Source organism: Soonwooa buanensis, from assembly GCF_900167905.1.
Taxonomy (GTDB): Bacteria; Bacteroidota; Bacteroidia; order Flavobacteriales; family Weeksellaceae; genus Soonwooa; species Soonwooa buanensis.
Genome location: NZ_FUYZ01000006.1, coordinates 154,962 through 175,189, shown reverse-complemented (window position 1 = coordinate 175,189; position 20,228 = coordinate 154,962). Strand labels below are relative to the sequence as shown.

The window sequence follows — 20,228 nt, the reverse complement described above, 5'->3', positions numbered from 1 at the left end:
ACATATACTAAAAATTGTTAACATAAAACAATTTTATCATATCAAGATTAACCAAGTTACCAAAATTATAATATCTAATTTCTTAATTGTACGACATAAAGCGCATTAAATTTTAAAACTATTGGGTGCTTTGCACATTCTATAATGTGGTTTTCATAAATGGATTAAATGTCTTTGTTTTGTTTTAAAACGTTGTTTGGATCGTTTTTCGTTTAACGAGAATACAAAATGATATGTAAAGTTGTATTATCTTCTACTTTTAATAAAAGAATGTTGCTCGTCAATGATTGATTAAATGCTAACGTTTTTCGAAAAGCTCTCGATACAATTTTTGCGAAAATCACTCGAGCTGACGTTAGTTACAAACCTACTTCGAAGGATGATGAAATGAAATCTTTTGTCATTAAAGCTCTCGATATAATTTTTGCGAAAATAACTCGAGCTGACGTTAGCTACTGATATATTGAAAGGATGATGAAATGAAATCTTTTGTCATTAAAGCTCTCGATATAATTTTCTGCGAAAATCACTCGAGTTGACGTTAGTTCCTATTTTATTGCAACGAATTATGAAATGAAATCTTTTCTCGAAAAGCTCTCGATACAATTTTTGCGAAAATAACTCGAGTTGACGTCGACTTTGGGCATTTTTATTAAGTACAACAACGTCTATTCGCTTAATAAGACAACAAGACAAGATCTAAGTATTTTTAGTTTTAAAAAAAATGATCAGTGGTTTTAACATCTATTATATAATGATGAGGGCGCGAGCGAAGCGAGCGCCAAAAGAGTATAGTAGTAACAGGGAATCGCGCGCGTGAGCGATGGTAGCGGATATCCTTTTGTAATTGGCGCTTGGGCTCAGCTCAGCGACCTATCCACTCCAACGCCAATTACAAAAGATAGTAGCGAACGTAGCGACCCGCTTGTTTTTTTTTGGATGGCCAAAGTTTAGAAAAAAAACAAAGGGACACGCCCAAATAATTTTAATAAAAGATTTGTAGATTAAAAAATATTGTTTAATTTTGCAATCTCAAATACCAGAGTAGTAGGAAGCCATTACGTCCGAAACTCATATTTAAACAAAAATTTTTAAAAAATTCTGAAATGAAACAAGGTATACACCCAGAAAATTATAGATTGGTAGTTTTCAAAGATATGAGTAACGATGAAATGTTCCTTTGCAAATCTACTGCTGATACTAAAGACACTATCGAATACGAAGGTCAAGAATATCCATTAATTAAAATGGAAATCTCTTCTACTTCTCACCCTTTCTACACAGGTAAAACTAAGTTAGTTGATACTGCAGGACGTGTTGATAAGTTCATGAACAAGTACAAAAAATTCGCTAAATAATTTTAGAGAATTAACGTAAAATATAAAAGCTTCCGGAAAATCCGGAAGCTTTTTTTGTGCATTGTTTTCTCTTCAAAAATAAACTCGGCATAGATATTAACTGTGCCGAGTTTTTTGATTAGTTTTGTTCTTGTATGTTGATTTTCTTTCTGGCTAAAAAGATGCCGACGATTGCAAATCCCAATAATACAAGTGTGTATTGATTAATGGGTGCTGGTTCGCCAGGGTTACCAATACCTTTTTGTGGCTCTTCATTAGGAATATCGGTTTGTTGTTCAGATTCTTGTTCAGATTCTTCACTTTGCTGAAAGCTATTAATATTATTTATGTTTTGTTCTTCATTAAAACGATTGTTGTTATCTTGATATTGGGCTGCAATCTTGACATTCAGCATCAAAAGAAGAATGATTGATAGGACTTGTTTCATTGTGTTTTTTTATTTTTTAAAATCTTAGGATTAACGCTAATTAATACTAGTTTTTATTTAATAATCTTCTTTGTTAATACTTCGTTGCCGCTATAGATTTTAAGAAGATAGAAACCTTCTGTCAAATTGGTATGATTGATATGGAGCTCGTTATCGTTTTTATCAAGTTTAGAAATTAAGCGTCCCGCCATGTCAAATAGCTCAACTTTTTGCATTGGCGTTTTGTTAATAATTACAAAGTCAGTTGCAGTTTTATAAATTTTAATATTTGTCTTGTCTACGTTTTGAGTGGCTAAGAATGTGCTCGATTTATAAGCGATTTCGAAACGATTGCTTTCGGTACCTTTAATCGCAGAGAAGTTATAGTCAGTTTCAGACAGGTTAACTTCTTTGTTTAACAATTTATCTCGCAGGAAGATGTTTTGATCATTTGCAAATACACCTTCTTTACCGGCTAAAGAAAAACGATAGTTAGCATTAGTAGCATATCTTGCGCCTAACGGAACAATGTCTTCGGTATTAAGCGGATACTGTCTTCCGTCAATCTGCAATTTCTTATTTTGAAGTATACTGTATAGCGAGTCATCACCTTCACTCATTAATTCGCTATCATAATCACCATCATAATTGTTAGTCGCAGCACCCACATAGCCAATAAGGATGGTGTTAGTATACTTATCATCTGCTGTTAATTGTAGCCAAAATCTGTCTTTGGGTTGACCTTTGTTCGCATTGTAGAAAACCCCATCTTCGTCTGATCTCATAGAGTTATCAAATACCAATTGATGCGTAACAGGTAACGCACCTATCGTAGCAGGATTATCTTTAACCTGAACTATAAAACCTTGACCAACTTTGATATACTGCGTCGGCGTAAGACTAGGATTTGGTTGTGGTGTCGTCGGTGGCACTCCACCTGTTAGGCTTAAAGATGCATAATTGTTACCATTGTAACTCGAGCCTTGTTGGTCAATACTTGGTGATGCGTTTGTCCAGAACCAAGCCTTAGCACTGATAAAATTTTTGTTAGTTCCAAAATTAAAAAACTTATCAAAATCGATATTGGAAGGATAAGGATTCCCGATTAGGTTATTACCATGCTCCGACGTTCCTGTATTTTTAGATTTCTGAACTTCGACTGTAACTTGTCCGTTATTAATTCCTCCATTAAATTGATATTCGTAAGTAGTAAATGGCAAATTGCCATCAGTAAAATTATCTTTTCCTCGAATTGCATAAGCTTTTCCTGCCACAAAATACTGATCCGTTGTTGGTTTGAAATAATCATTTGGTTCGTTATAGAAGTAGATGCGATTGTTAGGCGTCCCAACAGAAAAACCATCGCCACCGTTATCTAACAACTTTTGGTTAGATACTGGCGTTCCCCAATAACTATAATCCATTTTATTCATCTTGATGTTTCGCTTTACAATAATCTTATGATTACTATTTTGCGCATTATTAGGTATCTGGATGAGGTTAGCATCGCTTTCTAAAACAATTTGATTGTCTTTGCTCTGCGTGATATTTTCTGCAACGATGAGACTAGCGTTACTTTGGATGTTGAGTTGTCCGTCTGGAAGTATTTTTATTTTTTTAACATTAAGCTTGTTGCTTAAGTTGAGAGTCGCATCAATACAAGCATTTACACCTTCGGTTGGTGGATTTTTTGACCATAAGCCGTCCTTCCAAATTGTAAATTGTTCTGACTCTGTGTGTTCGTAAGCCCCCATATCAATCACACAGCCTTGCGTACGAGATTGACCAACAAGGTCTTCGTCTTTATATAGACTTCCTCCAGCTTCAGCATACAACGTCCCATTACCAGCATCTATTGCTGGACTGTTTGTCGACAATCTCAAATCGCCAGTCGACATATTTACAAATTGAGGATCAACACCTACTTTATTATTATCAGCAGCATTTCCTGTTGTGTAACTCTGCGTGAGGCTGTTTTTGAGTGTTACACTTGCGGTAACAGTGTTAATGATATCTAAACCTAAGCTATTAGTACTTGTAGGGCTTCCTTTTTTATTGTTCCAAAAGACGGTATTGTAGATTTTTGGACTAGATTGAGAATCGCTCAGAATTGCGCCTCCATCATTTGTATTAGTACCAGAATAATTATTAACAATTGTAACATTGCTAATTATTGGTGACGCATTATTGTTGTATATAGCTGCACTACGCGGACTTGCTATGTTATTAATGAAAACTATATTTTTAAGTGTGGGAGTTGTTGTAGGAGGGAAGGTTGAATCTCTGTTAACCATTCCTGCTCCACCAAGTGCAAAATTGTCACGGATTATTAGATTTCTGTAAATTGTACTACTGTTATAGTTGTAAATGCCACCAGCTTGCCCAGCTTCAATCACAAGGGGATTTGGGGGAGAAAGTAAAGGTGCATCGCTTGCATATGCCCCACTTATAGTGAAGCCGTCTAAAATAGTTGTGTTAGGGTTCGCATTCGAGATAACAATGTGATACGTATTATCAGTTGTAACTGCTGTCCCTATCTCGCCACTTAAAACACTCTTATTACTAACTAAACTAAGATCTCTTTGTTCTAGACTATCTTCTGTCCCAGCAAAACCTCCAAAGACCTGTACGTTATTTAATAATTGAAAGGTATTGTTTCTATTGGTTGCATTAGCAGTGCTAAAACTATTGTATGGATAAAGCGGTGTATAAGTTCCACCAGCTACCCATATCTGTAGTGGTTTGAGAGGTCCGTATGCAAATCGATTATCATAAGCCTGCTTTAACGCATCCGCCAATTCTTTATAAGCAGTTGCCCACGAAGAGCCATTGCCACTTGTTGCTACATTTTTATTGACATATAAAAAACAGTCTCCAGGTTGGTCATTAATAGTCCATCCTTTATTTAATAATGTTTGATGCGCAGCGTTGGCGATAGGTGTATAAAGCTTGTTGTCTGCACCTAAACTTACACCTGAAACTATATTAGGATTAGCTGCCCAACCCATCAAAGTTGCAGAATACTTTGCGCAATCCATACCAGAGTTAGATAACATATCACCAAGGTCGGTTATAGAATTTAGTTTCCAATTACCAAGACTTTGGTTAAAAGCCGTCGCTATTTTAAACATTTCCTTCATCGTCGTAACCTTTCTAGTATCCCAACCGCTAATGTCTTGATTAAAAGACTTAGTGTTATTAAACATCGCCCGCATATTTGTAACATTAGAAGTATTCCATCCAGCAATGTTTTGGTTAAACAACTTATTACTGTTAAACATGTCACTCATATCAGTAACTTGGCTAGTATCCCAGCTACTAATATCTTGGTTAAAAGAATTAGCGAAGGCAAACATGCCTCCCATATTGGTTACCTTCGACGTTTTCCAACGACTAATATCTTGACTAAAAGAACTTGCCTCAAAGAAAGTCCCCGCCATATTTGTTATGTTACTGGTATCCCAGCTGGCAATATTTTGGTCAAAATCTGTTGCAAAATAGAACATCTGTACCATGTTCGTCACTTTAGTAGTTTTCCAACTTCCTATATTTTGGTTAAAAACATAAGCATATTCAAACAACCTCTGCATATTGGTGACATTTGAGACGTTCCAATTGTTGATGTTAGATGGACCATTTAATACAAAACAATTTGAAAACATCATACTCATATCTGTGACAGCACTTAGATTAGGGATATCGGTAGCACTAACATTAAGCTTGTGACAATTAGCAAATGCACTTGACATCGTTGTCCAGTTAGCCGTGCCCCACTGTTTGACATCAATTAATCTATCTCTGTCTGTTGAGCCAATCGCGAAGGCTTTCAGGTTGCTAGGATCGAGACTTAGTTCAATGGTCTTTCCTACTGGAAGCGTATTAATTGTAGCCGTGGCAGTTGTTATGTTACCACTACCATTATCTAATCCATCTATAGACTTCCATGTATATCTAACAGGGCCAGAAAAGCTTAGATCGAATTTTATTGTAGTATTATCAGAGCCTGATTGGCTAAGATCCCAAACTGTTACAAAAGCTTGGCTTGCACTTTGAGTATTATCTTTTGCATTACTCGAGCTTGTCGGAACGTGCGCAAAGTTTTGATTGTTTTTGGTTTTGATATTGAGTGCGGAAATCAAGGGCTTTCGGTCATTCTCATAACCAATTTTGCTGTTAGGAGTCTTTGCCCACATAAGGACATGACAAAGCATCAAAAATACCTGAAGTATATTTTTTTTCATAAGTGTGTTTTTTAGTTTAAAAAATTAAATAGTTTTCCTTATCCTTTAATTTGGAAAGCTACCTAAATTTATAAGCAATCGTCAAAAGTAGTAAAATTCGGAGAAAAATCATTGACTGGATGCAAACTAATTGAGCTTATCTTAGCTTTAGAAAAGAAACAAGTTTATCATTAATTTTATCAACAATCTTTTTCTAAACTGATCCAACCTAAACTAATTTATCGATCCATCGCCATCCACCATCATTTTGATAAAACCTCTACAATAAGCAAATTGCTTTATTAAAAGTAAATCGCATCACCATCTAATTACGGAATTCTGGTCTAAAGTTCGACATGCATTAATTAACATACTTGAATTTAATTCAAACTAAGATAATTTGGTTATCAGTGGCAATTGGCTTAAATTCGTACAAGATAAATTTTAAAACAAATAAACAATGAATCAGGATATCATCTTCGACCTTATCGAGAAAGAAAAACAAAGACAAACACATGGCATCGAGCTTATCGCATCAGAAAACTTCGTGTCAGATAATGTAATGAAAGCGATGGGAAGTGTGCTTACTAACAAGTATGCAGAAGGTTATCCTGGTAAAAGATATTATGGTGGTTGCGAAGTGGTAGACGAGGTTGAGACTTTGGCGATCGAACGTGCAAAACAACTTTTCGGTGTAGACTATGTTAACGTACAGCCACATTCCGGTTCTCAGGCTAATGCTGCAATTTATTTAGCTGTGTTAAAAGCTGGCGACAAAATTATGGGAATGGATCTTTCGATGGGAGGTCACCTAACACACGGTTCTGCGGTTAACTTTTCTGGGATACAATATGATGTTGTTTCTTATGGCGTAGATCGTGAGTCAGGACTTATCGATTATGATCAAATGCGTGAGGTAGCGCTTCGTGAAAGACCAAAAATGATGATTGCTGGTTTCTCTGCATATTCTAGAGATTTGGATTATGCTAAATTCCGTGAAGTGGCTGACGAAATTGGTGCTACACTTTGGGCTGATATTGCGCATCCAGCAGGTCTCGTTGCTAAAGGACTTCTTAATAATCCTTTCGATCATTGTCATGTGGTGACGACAACAACACATAAAACGCTTCGTGGACCTCGTGGTGGTATGATTATGATGGGTAAAGATTTTGAAAACACTTACGGGCACAAAACACCAAAAGGTGACATCAAAATGATGAGCCAAGTTTTGGATGGTGCCGTTTTTCCAGGTATCCAAGGTGGTCCGCTAGAGCATGTTATTGCTGGTAAGGCGGTAGCTTTCGGAGAAGCGATTGATACACAATTTGAGGTTTATGCAAAACAAGTGAAAGCCAATGCGCAAGCTTTAGCAAAAGCAATGATTGCAAATGGTTTTGATATCGTAAGTGGCGGAACTGATAATCACCTGATGTTGGTGGATCTTCGTAACAAAAATGTCAACGGTAAAGAAACCGAAAAAGCTTTAGTAAAAGCCGATATCACATGTAATAAGAATATGGTTCCGTTTGATGATAAGTCACCATTCACAACATCTGGTATTAGATTAGGGACAGCTGCAATTACAACAAGAGGTCTTAAAGAAAATGATATGGAAGCTATTGCTTCTCTAATTTCTGAAGTGGTTGATAACATCAAAAACGAAGAAGTTTTAGCATCTGTTAGAACGAAAGTTAACCAACTAATGGAAGGAAAAGCGCTTTTCAATTACTAAAATTTTCGTTTTTAAAATAAATAAAATTCCAAAGTCGTAAGGCTTTGGAATTTTTTTTTAACCAAGTTTGCGAAAGCAACTTCACCTTTTCAATTGTTAGAAAGTCATGCTAAACTTCGCTTAATTAATTATGATATATCTACGAATATTTGCGGAGCATTAGCAACAGCGAGCGTCCGAACGAGCCGTCATGTGGCACGCCCAAAATAAAAAAGTCCCGACTCTTGGTAGAATCGGGACTTCTGATATGTTAAGAAAAATCTTAAGCTTGTACGTTGTTACCTCCTAATACGAAAGGTTCAACTTCTTTGATTTCTCCGTATTGTTGCTCGTAGTTAGCGATGTTTTGTTGTAACGCAGCTAATACTCTCTTCGCGTGAAGTGGAGCCAAGATTACTCTTGATCTTACGTTAGCTTGTTGTACACCTGGCATTAATTGGATGAAATCCATAACGAACTCTGATGGAGAGTGGTTAACTAATGCTAAGTTACAGTATACACCAGCAGCTACCATTTCGTTAAGTTGGATGTTGATGTTGTTAGGATCTTGATTTTGATTGTTGTCCATTTTGTTTTAAAATTTTAGATTTTGGATTTTAAATTTTAGATTAAAATTATAGACTACGAATATATCATTTAAAATTTATAATTCGTAATCTATAATTGAAATTTTAGTTGATGTCTTCGAATTCTTTTTTAGAACCAACGATTACGTTTTGGTATTCTTTAAGACCTGTACCTGCAGGGATTCTGTGTCCTACAATTACGTTTTCTTTAAGACCTCCTAAGTAATCTACTTTACCAGACACTGCTGCCTCGTTAAGTACTTTGGTTGTTTCCTGGAAGGATGCTGCTGACATGAATGACTTAGTCTGTAACGCTGCTCTTGTAATACCTTGTAATACTGGCGTTGCTGTTGCAGGAAGTGCTTCGCGTACTTGTACTAAAGCTTGGTCTTCACGCTTCAACTTCGAGTTTTCGTCACGTAGCTCTCTAGCTGTGATCATCTGACCTGGTTTTAGGTCTTTAGAATCTCCAGCGTCAACAACTACTTTAAGTCCAAATACTCTGTTGTTTTCTTCTAAGAAATCATATTTATGCTCTAATGCACCTTCTAGGAACTGCGTATCGCCTCCATCTACAATCGAAACTTTTGTCATCATCTGACGAACGATAATCTCGAAGTGTTTGTCGTCGATTTTTACACCTTGCAAACGGTAAACCTCTTGGATCTCGTTTACTAAGTATTCTTGTACCGCAGTTGGACCTTTGATGTGTAGGATATCGTCTGGCGTAACTGATCCGTCTGATAATGGAGATCCAGCTGTTACGAAGTCATTCTCTTGTACCAAGATTTGGTTAGAAAGTTTAACTAGGTATTTCTTGATTTCACCAGTTTTAGCTTCTACAACCAATTCGCGGTTACCTCTCTTGATCTTACCGTAAGATACTACACCGTCGATCTCTGTAACAACCGCTGGGTTAGATGGGTTACGAGCTTCGAACAATTCGGTAACTCTTGGAAGACCTCCGGTGATATCCCCCGCTTTTGCAGATTTTCTTGGGATCTTAACTAAGACTTTACCAGCCTTAATTTTTTCCCCGTCGTTAACCATAAGGTGGGCACCAACTGGAAGGTTGTAAGCTTTTTGTTCAACACCTTTAGAGTCTACAACTTTAAGTGTTGGTACAGCTTTCTTATTTCTAGATTCAGAGATAACTTTCTCTTCGAATCCTGTTTGTTCGTCAATTTCTAGAGCGAATGAAACCCCTTGGATAATATCTTCGTATTCTACTTTACCAGCAGTTTCCGCAATAATTACCGCGTTATATGGATCCCATTTAGCGATCATCGTTCCTTTAGAAACTTTCTCACCTGGTTTTACAAATAATGATGAACCATAAGGTAAGTTAGCAACCATGATAGGTGTACGTGCTTCGTTATCCATCACCAAACGGAATTCTGTTGAACGAGATACAACGATTTCTGCTGTATTTCCGTCTTCGTCTTCCGAAGTAATAGTTCTAACTTCGTCCATCTCAACAATACCATCACGTTTTGCAACGATAGAAGGATTTTCTGAAATGTTACCTGCAGTACCCCCTTGGTGGAAGGTTCTCAATGTTAACTGTGTACCAGGCTCACCAATAGATTGTGCAGCGATTACACCAACTGCTTCACCCATATGGATCATCTTACCTGTTGCTAGGTTACGTCCATAACACTTAGAACATATACCTTTTTTAGCTTCACAAGTTAATGGAGAACGTACTTCTACAGACTCGATACCAGCAGTTTCGATTGCTTTAGCTAATGCTTCATTAATCAATTCTCCTGCTTCTACGATTAACTCGTCAGATTCTGGATCGTAGATATCGTGAAGTGATACTCTACCTAAGATTCTTTCAGAAATCTTCTCAACGATTTCGTCATTTTTCTTAAGTGGTGTAACTTCTGTACCTCTTAATGTACCACAATCTTCTTCAGTAATGATAACATCCTGAGCAACGTCAACCAAACGACGTGTTAAGTAACCAGCATCGGCAGTTTTAAGAGCGGTATCCGCAAGACCTTTACGAGCACCGTGGGTAGAGATAAAGTACTCCAAAATCGAAAGACCTTCTTTAAAGTTCGCGATAATTGGGTTTTCGATAATCTCAGCACCAACAGAACCAGCTTTTTGCGGTTTTGCCATCAAACCTCTCATACCTGATAACTGACGGATCTGTTCCTTAGAACCCCTCGCACCAGAGTCAAGCATCATATATACAGAGTTGAAACCACCTTGGTCAGTTTTCATTCTGCTCATGATCATTTCTGTTAGAGACGCATTGGTATTAGTCCAAACGTCAATAACTTGGTTATAACGTTCTGTATCGGTGATAAGACCCATGTTATAGTTAGCCTTAATTTCGTCGACAGATTCGATAGCCGTAGCAATCATTGTTTTCTTCTCAGCAGGAACTACGATGTCACCTAATGAGAACGAAAGACCTCCTTTGAATGCGTTAGAATAACCTAAGTCTTTCATATCATCCAAGAACTTAACCGTTGTAGGGAAGTCTGTATCTGCAAGGATTCTACCGATAACGTTTCTAAGAGATTTCTTAGTCAACAATTCATCGATATAACCTACTTGCTTAGGAACGATTTGGTTGAACAAAATTCTACCAACAGTTGTTGGGATAAGTTTAGTTACCAATTCGCCATTTTCTTTAACTGGAAGACGACATCTTACTTTTGCATTTAAAGAAACTTGTCCTTCAGCGTAAGCAATTTCTACTTCTTCTGGAGAATAGAAAGCAAGGCCTTCACCTTTAACTTTCATAGTTTCTGTAGAATCCAATTGTTTTGTCATGAAATATAGACCCAAAACCATGTCCTGAGAAGGTACCGTAATTGGAGAACCGTTCGCAGGGTTTAGGATGTTTTGAGAACCTAACATCAATAACTGAGCTTCCAAAATTGCTTCTGGACCTAAAGGTAAGTGTACCGCCATCTGGTCACCATCGAAATCGGCGTTGAATGCCGTTGTTACCAATGGGTGAAGTTGGATTGCTTTACCTTCGATCATCTTAGGCTGGAATGCTTGGATACCCAAACGGTGAAGCGTAGGTGCTCTGTTCAAAAGAACTGGGTGACCTTTCATCACGTTTTCTAGGATATCATAAACTACAGGCTCTTTTCTATCGATGATACGTTTAGCAGATTTTACTGTTTTTACAATTCCTCTCTCGATTAGTTTTCTAATGATGAATGGTTTGTAAAGTTCAGCTGCCATATCTTTTGGAAGACCACACTCGTGCAATTGTAGGCTAGGCCCAACAACAATTACCGAACGAGCTGAGTAGTCAACACGCTTACCTAATAAGTTTTGACGGAAACGACCTTGCTTACCTTTCAATGAATCTGAAAGTGATTTCAATGGTCTGTTTGATTCCGACTTAACTGCAGAAGACTTTCTTGTGTTATCGAATAATGAATCAACCGATTCTTGAAGCATACGCTTTTCGTTTCTTAAGATAACTTCTGGCGCTTTGATCTCCAATAATCTCTTAAGACGGTTGTTTCTGATGATAACTCTTCTATAAAGGTCGTTAAGATCCGATGTTGCAAAACGTCCACCATCCAACGGAACTAATGGTCTTAATTCTGGTGGTATAACTGGAAGAACACGCATTACCATCCACTCTGGACGGTTGATCATTCTTGTATTAGCACCTCTAAGGGCTTCAACAACATTTAATCTTTTTAATGCTTCAGTTCTTCTTTGCTTAGAACCTTCGTTGTGAGCTTTGTGACGAAGATCGAATGACAATGCGTCTAGGTCGATTCTCTTCAACAATTCTTCAACAGCTTCGGCACCCATTTTAGCAACGAATTTGTTAGGATCAGAATCGTCAAGATATTGATTCTCCACTGGAAGCGTTTCTAGAACATCTAGATATTCTTCTTCTGTAAGGAATTCTTTATCCTCGAAATCTGAACCGTCTGCTTTTTTAGCAATACCTTGTTGGATCACTACATATCTTTCGTAGTAGATGATCATATCTAGCTTCTTAGAAGGAATACCTAATAAGTAACCGATTTTGTTAGGTAAAGAACGGAAATACCAAATGTGTGCAACTGGCACAACAAGTCCGATGTGACCAATTCTTTCACGTCTTACTTTTTTCTCTGTAACTTCTACACCACAACGGTCACATACGATACCCTTGTAACGGATACGTTTGTATTTTCCACAAGCACATTCGTAGTCTTTTACAGGACCAAATATTTTTTCGCAGAACAAACCATCTCTTTCTGGCTTGTGCGTACGATAGTTAATTGTTTCTGGTTTTAGAACTTCCCCTCTAGATTCTTGAAGAATAGATTCTGGTGAAGCTAAACCGATAGTGATTTTACTAAATCTACTTGATTTATTTTTATTTGACATTGTTTAGATTTTAGATTTTAGATTTTAGATTTTAGATTAATTGCTCTGAATTTTTATAATTCAAAATTTATAATTCAAAATTTAAAATTACTCTTCTAGTCTTACGTCAAGTCCAAGACCTTGTAACTCGTGAAGTAATACGTTGAAAGATTCTGGAATACCAGGTTCTGGCATTGCTTCTCCTTTCGCGATCGCCTCATACGTTTTCGCTCTACCAATCACGTCATCCGACTTAACAGTCAAGATTTCTCTAAGGATATTAGATGCACCGAATGCTTCTAATGCCCAAACCTCCATCTCTCCGAAACGCTGACCACCGAATTGCGCTTTACCTCCTAATGGCTGTTGCGTAATTAATGAGTAAGGTCCGATAGAACGTGCGTGCATCTTATCATCTACCATGTGTCCTAACTTAAGCATGTAGATTACCCCAACTGTTGCAGGTTGTGTAAATCTCTCACCTGTACCACCATCGAATAGATAAGTGTTACCATAAGCAGGAAGTGATGCTTTGTCTGTGTATTCCGTAATTTGATCTAGCTCTGCACCATCAAAGATTGGCGTTGCGAACTTCAATCCTAACTTCTTACCAGCCCAACCAAGAACGGTTTCGTAGATCTGACCAATGTTCATACGAGAAGGTACCCCAAGTGGATTCAATACGATATCTACTGGTGTTCCGTCTTCTAAGAATGGCATATCCTCTTCACGAACGATTCTTGATACGATACCTTTGTTACCGTGACGACCTGCCATCTTATCACCAACGTTTAGTTTACGTTTTTTAGCGATATAGACTTTAGCCAACTTCATGATACCTGCAGGAAGTTCGTCTCCAATAGAAAGTGCGAATTTCTCTCTGTTTTTCACACCTTGGATATCGTTATACTTAATCTTATAGTTGTGGATTAATTGTTTGATTAATTCATTTTTGTCCGCATCAACTGTCCAGTCAGAACCGCTAATGTTAACATAATCCTCAACGCTTGTCAATAACTTTTGAGTGAATTTAACACCTTTACCGATTACCTCTTCATCCAAGTCATTTTTAACACCTTGTGATGTTTTTCCTGACACTAAAATGTTAAGTTTTTCGATCAACGTATTTCTTAAATCATCGAATTTAGCTTTGTAAGTATTTTCGATTTCTTCAAGTTTGATTTTCTCTTCAGATCTTTTCTTTTTGTCTTTGATGTTTCTAGAGAATAACTTCTTGTTGATAACAACACCTCTTAATGAAGAGTCGGCTTTCAACGAAGCATCTTTAACATCACCAGCTTTATCACCGAAGATTGCACGAAGAAGTTTTTCTTCTGGTGTTGGATCTGACTCACCTTTTGGTGTAATCTTACCAATCAAAATATCACCAGGCTTAACTTCTGCACCGATACGGATCATACCGTTTTCGTCAAGATCTTTAGTAGCCTCTTCAGAAACGTTAGGGATATCTGCTGTTAATTCTTCCATACCTAATTTGGTATCACGAACTTCTAGAGAATACTCATCAACGTGAATTGACGTAAACCAGTCCTCACGAACTACTTTCTCGTTAATTACGATAGCATCCTCAAAGTTGTAACCTTTCCAAGGCATGAAGGCAACTACCAAGTTTCTACCCAAAGCTAATTCTCCGTTTTCAGTTGCGTAACCGTCACAAAGAACTTGCCCCTTCTCAACAACGTCACCAACTCTTACGATTGGCTTCAACGTGATTGTTGTAGATTGGTTGGTTTTTCTAAACTTAGTTAAGTTATAAGTTTTAGTACCTGTATCGAAAGAAACTAGATCTTGATCTTCGCTTCTGTCATATTTAATAGTAATCTTGTTAGCATCAACATATTCTACAGTACCAGTACCTTCAGCATTGATTAAGATTCTAGAATCTCTAGCAACTTGCTTTTCTAGACCTGTACCAACGATAGGTGCTTGTGGTCTAAGTAGAGGAACAGCCTGACGCATCATGTTAGATCCCATCAACGCACGGTTCGCATCATCATGCTCCAAGAAAGGAATCAATGAAGCCGAAATACCAGAAATCTGGTTAGGTGCAACGTCGATAAGGTCAACTTGCTGAGGCTCAACAACTGGATAGTCACCATCTAGACGTGCAATCACACGGTCTGTAGCGATTTCTCCGTTATCCTTCATCTCAACGTTCGCTTGTGCGATTACTTTATCTTCTTCGTCTTCTGCGTTAAGGTAAATCGGAGCGCTGTCCAAATCTACTTTCCCGTTTTCAACTTGACGATAAGGCGTCTCGATGAAACCTAATTGGTTAATTTTTGCATAGATACCTAATGAAGAGATCAAACCAATGTTTGGTCCTTCCGGCGTTTCGATTGGACAGATACGACCATAGTGTGTATGGTGAACGTCACGAACCTCGAAACCTGCTCTTTCTCTTGATAAACCTCCAGGCCCTAGAGCAGAAAGTCTACGCTTGTGCGTGATTTCTGAAAGTGGGTTGGTTTGGTCCATGAACTGAGATAGCTGGTTGGTACCAAAGAATGAATTAATAACTGATGTTAAAGTTTTAGCATTAACAAGGTCTAGTGGTGTAAAGATTTCGTTATCTCTAACGTTCATTCTTTCTTTAATCGTACGAGCGATTCTTGAAAGACCAACACCAAATTGTCCTGATAATTGCTCACCAACAGTTTTAATTCTTCTGTTAGATAAGTGGTCGATATCATCAACTTCCGCTTTAGAGTTTACCAACTCGATCAAGTGCTTAACGATAGAGATAATATCTTCTTTAGTTAAAACTTGAATATCTTCAGCGATGTTAAGACCTAATTTTTTGTTCAATCTGTAACGACCTACTTCACCTAAAGAGTAACGTTGCTCTGAGAAGAATAATTTTTCGATAATTCCTCTAGCTGTTTCCTCATCTGGTGCATCTGCGTTACGAAGCTGACGGTAGATATATTCTACAGCTTCTTTCTCCGAGTTAGTTGGGTCTTTTTGTAATGTATTTTGGATGATTGAGAATTCGTTAGAATTTTCGTTGTGGATAAGGATTGTCTTAACCCCAGATTCCAAAATAATATCAAGATGTTCTTTTTCTAGAACAGTCTCACGATCTAGGATAATTTCATTTCTTTCGATAGAAACAACCTCACCTGTATCTTCGTCAACGAAATCCTCGAACCAAGTGTTCAATACTCTCGCAGCCAAAGTTCTACCTTGTACTTTTTTAAGGTTTGCTTTGTTAACTTTAACCTCTTCTGCAAGGTCAAAAATCTGAAGAATCTCTTTATCAGACTCATAACCAATCGCTCTAAGAAGCGTTGTTAAAGGTAACTTTTTCTTACGGTCGATATACGCATACATTACACTGTTGATATCGGTTGTAAATTCCATCCAAGATCCTTTGAAAGGGATAATTCTTGAATAATACAACTTCGTACCATTTGCGTGGTAAGTTTGACCGAAGAATACACCTGGAGATCTATGCAACTGTGTTACAATAACACGCTCAGCTCCGTTGATGATGAAAGATCCTGAAGGCGTCATGTAAGGAACTGGCCCTAAATAAACGTCCTGAACAACCGTTTGGAAGTCCTCGTGTTCTGGATCTGTACAATACAATTTCAATCTAGCTTTTAACGGAACGCTGTACGTCAAACCTCTCTCAACACACTCGTCGATAGAATAACGTGGCGAATCTACTAGATAATCTAAGAATTCTAGAACGAATTGGTTTCTAGAATCTGTAATTGGAAAATTCTCCTGGAACGTACCATAAAGGCTTTCATTAAGACGTTGTTCAGGAAGCGTGTCTAACTGGAAAAAATCCTTGAAAGACTGGATTTGGATATCCAAAAAGTCAGGAGTTACAATCTTACCTTTCGCAGAAGAAAAGTTGATTCTTTCAGTCCCTTTGATTTTTGAATTTGCCTGTGTTTTACTCATAAAATTACAAGAAAAAGGTTAAAAAATATTTTGTTTATCTCAAAAATATCGAAGCAGAAGCAGAATTTTGAAAAAGAAGAAAAACACTTGATTTTTGGGCTATCAGAATTGGTTTTAAATCTTTATCTTAGTTCTTGATTCTAATTCTAAGCAACGCTGGTATATCTTTTCACAGCGTAATGCAAAATATTCTTTTCTAATTAATTTTTGGGAAATAAATAAAAACTTATATAAACGACAAAATCCCTTGTAGCCGAAGACACAAGAGGTTCTAAAGTATTGTTACCTATAAAAAGTTTATTATTAAGCCCAAAATGAGGTGCAAAGATACAATTTTTTATCCTGACTCACAAGTGCTTGCATTTCTGAAAAGCGTTAAACATTTCATAAAAAAATAAAAGTACCGATTGTCGGTACTTTTAAATATTTCATTAAAAAATCATCGTCAATTGAATGCGTTTTCTTTGTTCATCAATTTCTACAACCTTCACTTGAACATGTTGATGCAGCTTCACAACTTCATTAACATCCGAAACAAAACCTTCTTTAAGTTGGGAGATATGAACTAAACCACTTTCTTTAATTCCGATATCTACGAAACACCCGAAAGCTGTAATGTTATTGACAATCCCAGGAAGAATCATGCCTACTTTCACGTCAGAAAGTTTTCTAATATTTTTATCGAATTCGAAAACCTTTGTTGCTTTTCGAGGATCGAGACCAGGTTTTTCTAATTCTTTTAAAATATCTTGAATTACCAAAATACCAACTTCAGCATTGGCATAATTGGAAGCTTGAATTTTTGAAATTAAATCTTTATTTGAAATTAAATCCTTCACCGAAGTTTTTAGGTCTTTCGCCATTTTTTCCACTAAAGAATAAGCTTCTGGATGAACCGAAGAATTATCTAATGGATTTTCAGCATCACGAATTCTTAAAAAACCTGCCGCTTGTTGAAATACTTTTTCGCCCAAACGAGGAACTTTTTTTAATTCTTTTCTTGAATTAAACGAACCATTTTCTGAACGATAAGTGACGATATTTTCGGCCATCTTTTCACCAATTCCAGAAACGTAACTCAAAAGCGATTTACTCGCGGTATTCAAATTCACACCAACGGAGTTCACGCAACGCATCACTGTCGAGTCAAGTTCTTCTTTTAATAAACTTTGATCAACATCGTGTTGATATTGTCCAACGCCGATGGATTTTGCATCAATTTTAACCAATTCCGCCAAAGGATCAGAAAGTCGTCGACCAATGGAAACCGCACCACGAACAGTTACATCATAATTAGGAAACTCATCACGAGCAATTTTGGAAGCTGAATAAATCGAAGCTCCAGCCTCAGAAACGACAAAAACCTGAATCGGTTTATCAAACGCAATTTTCTTAATGAAAAACTCCGTTTCGCGAGACGCCGTCCCATTTCCGATAGAAATTGCTTCAATATTGTAAGCGTTCACCATCGATCGAATTTTCTTCATCGCCATTCCGCTTTCATTTTGAGGCGCATGTGGATAAATGGTTTCGTTGTGTATCAAATCTCCTTTTTCGTCCAAGCAAACAACTTTACAACCCGTTCTATAACCGGGATCGATGGCTAAAATTCGTTTTTCACCCAAAGGTGCAGCGAGAAGAAGCTGTTTTAAATTTTCAGAAAAAACATCAATCGCTTTGATGTCGGCTTTCAATTTGGCTTCAGATAAAACATCATTGGAGATTGCAGGTTCTAACAATCTTTTAAAAGCATCTTTTGCTGCCAATTCAATTTGTTCGGCGCAAGCATTTTTTGATTTGATAACTGCTTTTTCAATCAATTCTAAAGCTTCATCTTTATCGACATTGATTTTTACTTTTACAAAAGATTCGGCTTCTGCACGAAGCATCGCCAACAATCTGTGCGAAGGAATTCTCGACAAATTTTCTTCCCAATCGAAATATTGACTAAACTTTTGTGCAGCCTCTTCACTTTCTTTGGTTTTAACCACTTTTGAAGAAATTGTAGCTTTTCTTTGATATAAAAATCTGAGTTGCTTTCTGATGTACAAATTCTCGTTCAGCCATTCTGCGATAATATCTCGAGCGCCTTGTAAAGCTTCTTCTTCAGACTCCAATTTTCCTTTAACATATTTTGATACGGTAAAAAGTAAATCATTAGAATTTTGAGACATTATGATTTTCGCTAAAGGCTCTAAACCTAAGCTCCGTGCAACTTCTGCTTTTGTATTTTTCTTTTTCTTGAATGGCAAATACAAATCTTCAATCAATTGCAAATCGAAGGCATTTTCTAATTTAGATTTTAAATCAGGTGTCAACAAATTTTGTTCTTCAATAGATTTTAATACCGAAGTTTTTCGTTTAAGAATTTCATCAAAATTTTTAGAATGTTTTTGAATATGTTCAATTTGAACTTCGTCTAAATTCCCTGTTTTATCTTTTCTGTATCGTGCAATAAACGGAATTGTGCAATCTTCATCAAAAAGCTGAAGTGTTGCATTAATCGATGAATTAGAAAGTTGAATATGATTGTGTATAAATTCCGTTTTGTCCATTTCAAAAATTAGAAAAGCGAAGATAAAAAATGTTTTTTAGAAAAAAGAATCAACAAAAAAGCCACCCCAAATTGGGATGGCTTCATGTATTATATAAATTGAAAATTATTTCAATTCAACTTCAGCACCAGCTTCTTCTAATTGCTTTTTAAGCGCTTCAGCTTCGTCTTTAGATACACCTTCTTTGATTGGAGAAGGAGCTCCGTCTACGATATCTTTAGCTTCTTTAAGACCAGCACCAGTTAAATCTTTTACTAATTTAACAACAGCTAATTTAGAAGCACCAGCTGACTTAAGGATTACGTCGAATTCAGTTTTTTCCTCAGCAGCATCACCAGCACCACCAGCAGCTACAACTACAGCAGCAGCAGCAGGCTCGATTCCGTACTCATCTTTAAGGATAGTAGCTAATTCGTTAACGTCTTTTACAGTTAGGTTTACAAGCGTTTCCGCTAAATTTTTTAAATCTGACATTGTATTAATGTTTTGTTTGTTGAACTTTATTGATTTGTTTTGAGTTTAATTATTCTGCGCTAGCTTCTGGTGTTTCAGTAGCTGGAGCTTCTTCTGCTTTTACTTCTTCTACAGCTGGAGCTTCTACTTCTGTAGCAGCTTCTGCTTTGTTTTGTAATGCAGATACCAATCTTTGGATTGGAGATTGAAGTAATCCAATGATTTCTCCGATCATCTCCTCCTTAGACTTGATGTTAGCAAGAGTGTCTAGGTTGTTATCACCAACATAAACTGTTTCTTGTAAGAATGCAGATTTAAGAGCTGGTTTTTCAGCTTTTTTTCTGAATCCTTGGATTAATTTAGCAGGAGCGTTAGCAGTTTCAGAGATCATTACTACTGAATTCCCTTTGAAAGTTGGGAACATTTCAGAATAATCTACACCTTCAACTTGCTCCATAGCTTTTTGTAAAAGTGTATTTTTAACAACTTTTACTTTGATATTTTGCTTGAAAGCTTGTCTTCTAAAATCTGAAGTCTGACCAGCATTCAATCCTTCAAGATCAGCTACATAAACAACTTTAGCATCTTGTAGTAGATCTTTTATATCTTGTATTACTAATACTTTTTCTTCTTTTGTCATTTCTTCTCGATT

Annotated in this window: 10 protein-coding genes; 2 read left to right on the top strand and 8 right to left on the bottom strand. The window is 36.9% G+C overall.

Annotation, left to right across the window (positions count from 1 at the left end; all coding sequences use genetic code 11):
- Positions 1 to 1,106 precede the first annotated feature (1,106 nt).
- On the top strand, positions 1,107 to 1,358 hold the full coding sequence (locus B5X62_RS10110) for a type B 50S ribosomal protein L31 (protein ID WP_079667302.1): 252 nt from the start codon (positions 1,107 to 1,109) through the stop codon (positions 1,356 to 1,358).
- Between the two features lie 118 nt (positions 1,359 to 1,476).
- On the opposite strand, the gene B5X62_RS10105 is transcribed toward B5X62_RS10110, so the two are convergent.
- Both B5X62_RS10105 and B5X62_RS10100 read right to left on the bottom strand, forming a co-directional pair.
- Positions 1,477 to 1,785 (bottom strand): hypothetical protein, encoded by a 309-nt coding sequence (locus tag B5X62_RS10105; protein ID WP_079667301.1) that lies wholly within the window; start codon positions 1,783 to 1,785, stop codon positions 1,477 to 1,479.
- 53 nt (positions 1,786 to 1,838) lie between these two features.
- The gene (locus B5X62_RS10100; protein WP_079667300.1) at positions 1,839 to 6,005 is read right to left on the bottom strand and encodes a BspA family leucine-rich repeat surface protein; all 4,167 of its coding nucleotides are present in this window, start codon (positions 6,003 to 6,005) and stop codon (positions 1,839 to 1,841) included.
- Between the two features lie 439 nt (positions 6,006 to 6,444).
- Between B5X62_RS10100 and glyA the strand changes: the two genes are divergently transcribed.
- Positions 6,445 to 7,716 (top strand): serine hydroxymethyltransferase, encoded by a 1,272-nt coding sequence (gene glyA / locus B5X62_RS10095; protein ID WP_079667299.1) that lies wholly within the window; start codon positions 6,445 to 6,447, stop codon positions 7,714 to 7,716.
- 262 nt (positions 7,717 to 7,978) lie between these two features.
- Here glyA and B5X62_RS10090 read toward each other — a convergent pair whose 3' ends face one another.
- The 6 genes from B5X62_RS10090 to rplJ all read right to left on the bottom strand — a co-directional run bounded on the left by B5X62_RS10090 (position 7,979) and on the right by rplJ (position 20,216).
- A complete protein-coding gene (locus tag B5X62_RS10090) occupies positions 7,979 to 8,284 on the bottom strand; it encodes a DUF3467 domain-containing protein (protein ID WP_079667298.1) in 306 nt (101 codons plus the stop codon).
- A gap of 103 nt (positions 8,285 to 8,387) precedes the next feature.
- The gene (gene rpoC, locus B5X62_RS10085; protein WP_079667297.1) at positions 8,388 to 12,653 is read right to left on the bottom strand and encodes a DNA-directed RNA polymerase subunit beta'; all 4,266 of its coding nucleotides are present in this window, start codon (positions 12,651 to 12,653) and stop codon (positions 8,388 to 8,390) included.
- A gap of 87 nt (positions 12,654 to 12,740) precedes the next feature.
- Entirely contained in the window at positions 12,741 to 16,568 is a 3,828-nt protein-coding gene (gene rpoB, locus B5X62_RS10080) for a DNA-directed RNA polymerase subunit beta (RefSeq protein ID WP_079667296.1), read from the bottom strand.
- A gap of 431 nt (positions 16,569 to 16,999) precedes the next feature.
- Entirely contained in the window at positions 17,000 to 19,123 is a 2,124-nt protein-coding gene (locus B5X62_RS10075) for a Tex family protein (RefSeq protein ID WP_079667295.1), read from the bottom strand.
- A 105-nt stretch (positions 19,124 to 19,228) separates the two neighbouring features.
- Entirely contained in the window at positions 19,229 to 19,597 is a 369-nt protein-coding gene (rplL, locus tag B5X62_RS10070; RefSeq protein WP_079667294.1) for a 50S ribosomal protein L7/L12, read from the bottom strand.
- 49 nt (positions 19,598 to 19,646) lie between these two features.
- Positions 19,647 to 20,216 carry a 50S ribosomal protein L10 gene (gene rplJ / locus B5X62_RS10065; protein ID WP_079667293.1) on the bottom strand — a complete coding sequence of 190 codons (570 nt, stop codon included), beginning with the start codon at positions 20,214 to 20,216 and terminating at the stop codon, positions 19,647 to 19,649.
- Positions 20,217 to 20,228: the final 12 nt, after the last annotated feature.

What these genes read in the sequence shown, in the direction of transcription:
- rpoC (WP_079667297.1), bottom strand. Translation starts at nt 12,653, where the DNA reads ATGTCAAATAAAAATAAATCAAGTAGATTTAGTAAAATCACTATCGGT.
- rplL (WP_079667294.1), bottom strand. Translation starts at nt 19,597, where the DNA reads ATGTCAGATTTAAAAAATTTAGCGGAAACGCTTGTAAACCTAACTGTA.
- rplJ (WP_079667293.1), bottom strand. Translation starts at nt 20,216, where the DNA reads ATGACAAAAGAAGAAAAAGTATTAGTAATACAAGATATAAAAGATCTA.
- B5X62_RS10110 (WP_079667302.1), top strand. Translation starts at nt 1,107, where the DNA reads ATGAAACAAGGTATACACCCAGAAAATTATAGATTGGTAGTTTTCAAA.
- B5X62_RS10100 (WP_079667300.1), bottom strand. Translation starts at nt 6,005, where the DNA reads ATGAAAAAAAATATACTTCAGGTATTTTTGATGCTTTGTCATGTCCTT.
- B5X62_RS10105 (WP_079667301.1), bottom strand. Translation starts at nt 1,785, where the DNA reads ATGAAACAAGTCCTATCAATCATTCTTCTTTTGATGCTGAATGTCAAG.
- glyA (WP_079667299.1), top strand. Translation starts at nt 6,445, where the DNA reads ATGAATCAGGATATCATCTTCGACCTTATCGAGAAAGAAAAACAAAGA.
- B5X62_RS10075 (WP_079667295.1), bottom strand. Translation starts at nt 19,123, where the DNA reads ATGGACAAAACGGAATTTATACACAATCATATTCAACTTTCTAATTCA.
- rpoB (WP_079667296.1), bottom strand. Translation starts at nt 16,568, where the DNA reads ATGAGTAAAACACAGGCAAATTCAAAAATCAAAGGGACTGAAAGAATC.
- B5X62_RS10090 (WP_079667298.1), bottom strand. Translation starts at nt 8,284, where the DNA reads ATGGACAACAATCAAAATCAAGATCCTAACAACATCAACATCCAACTT.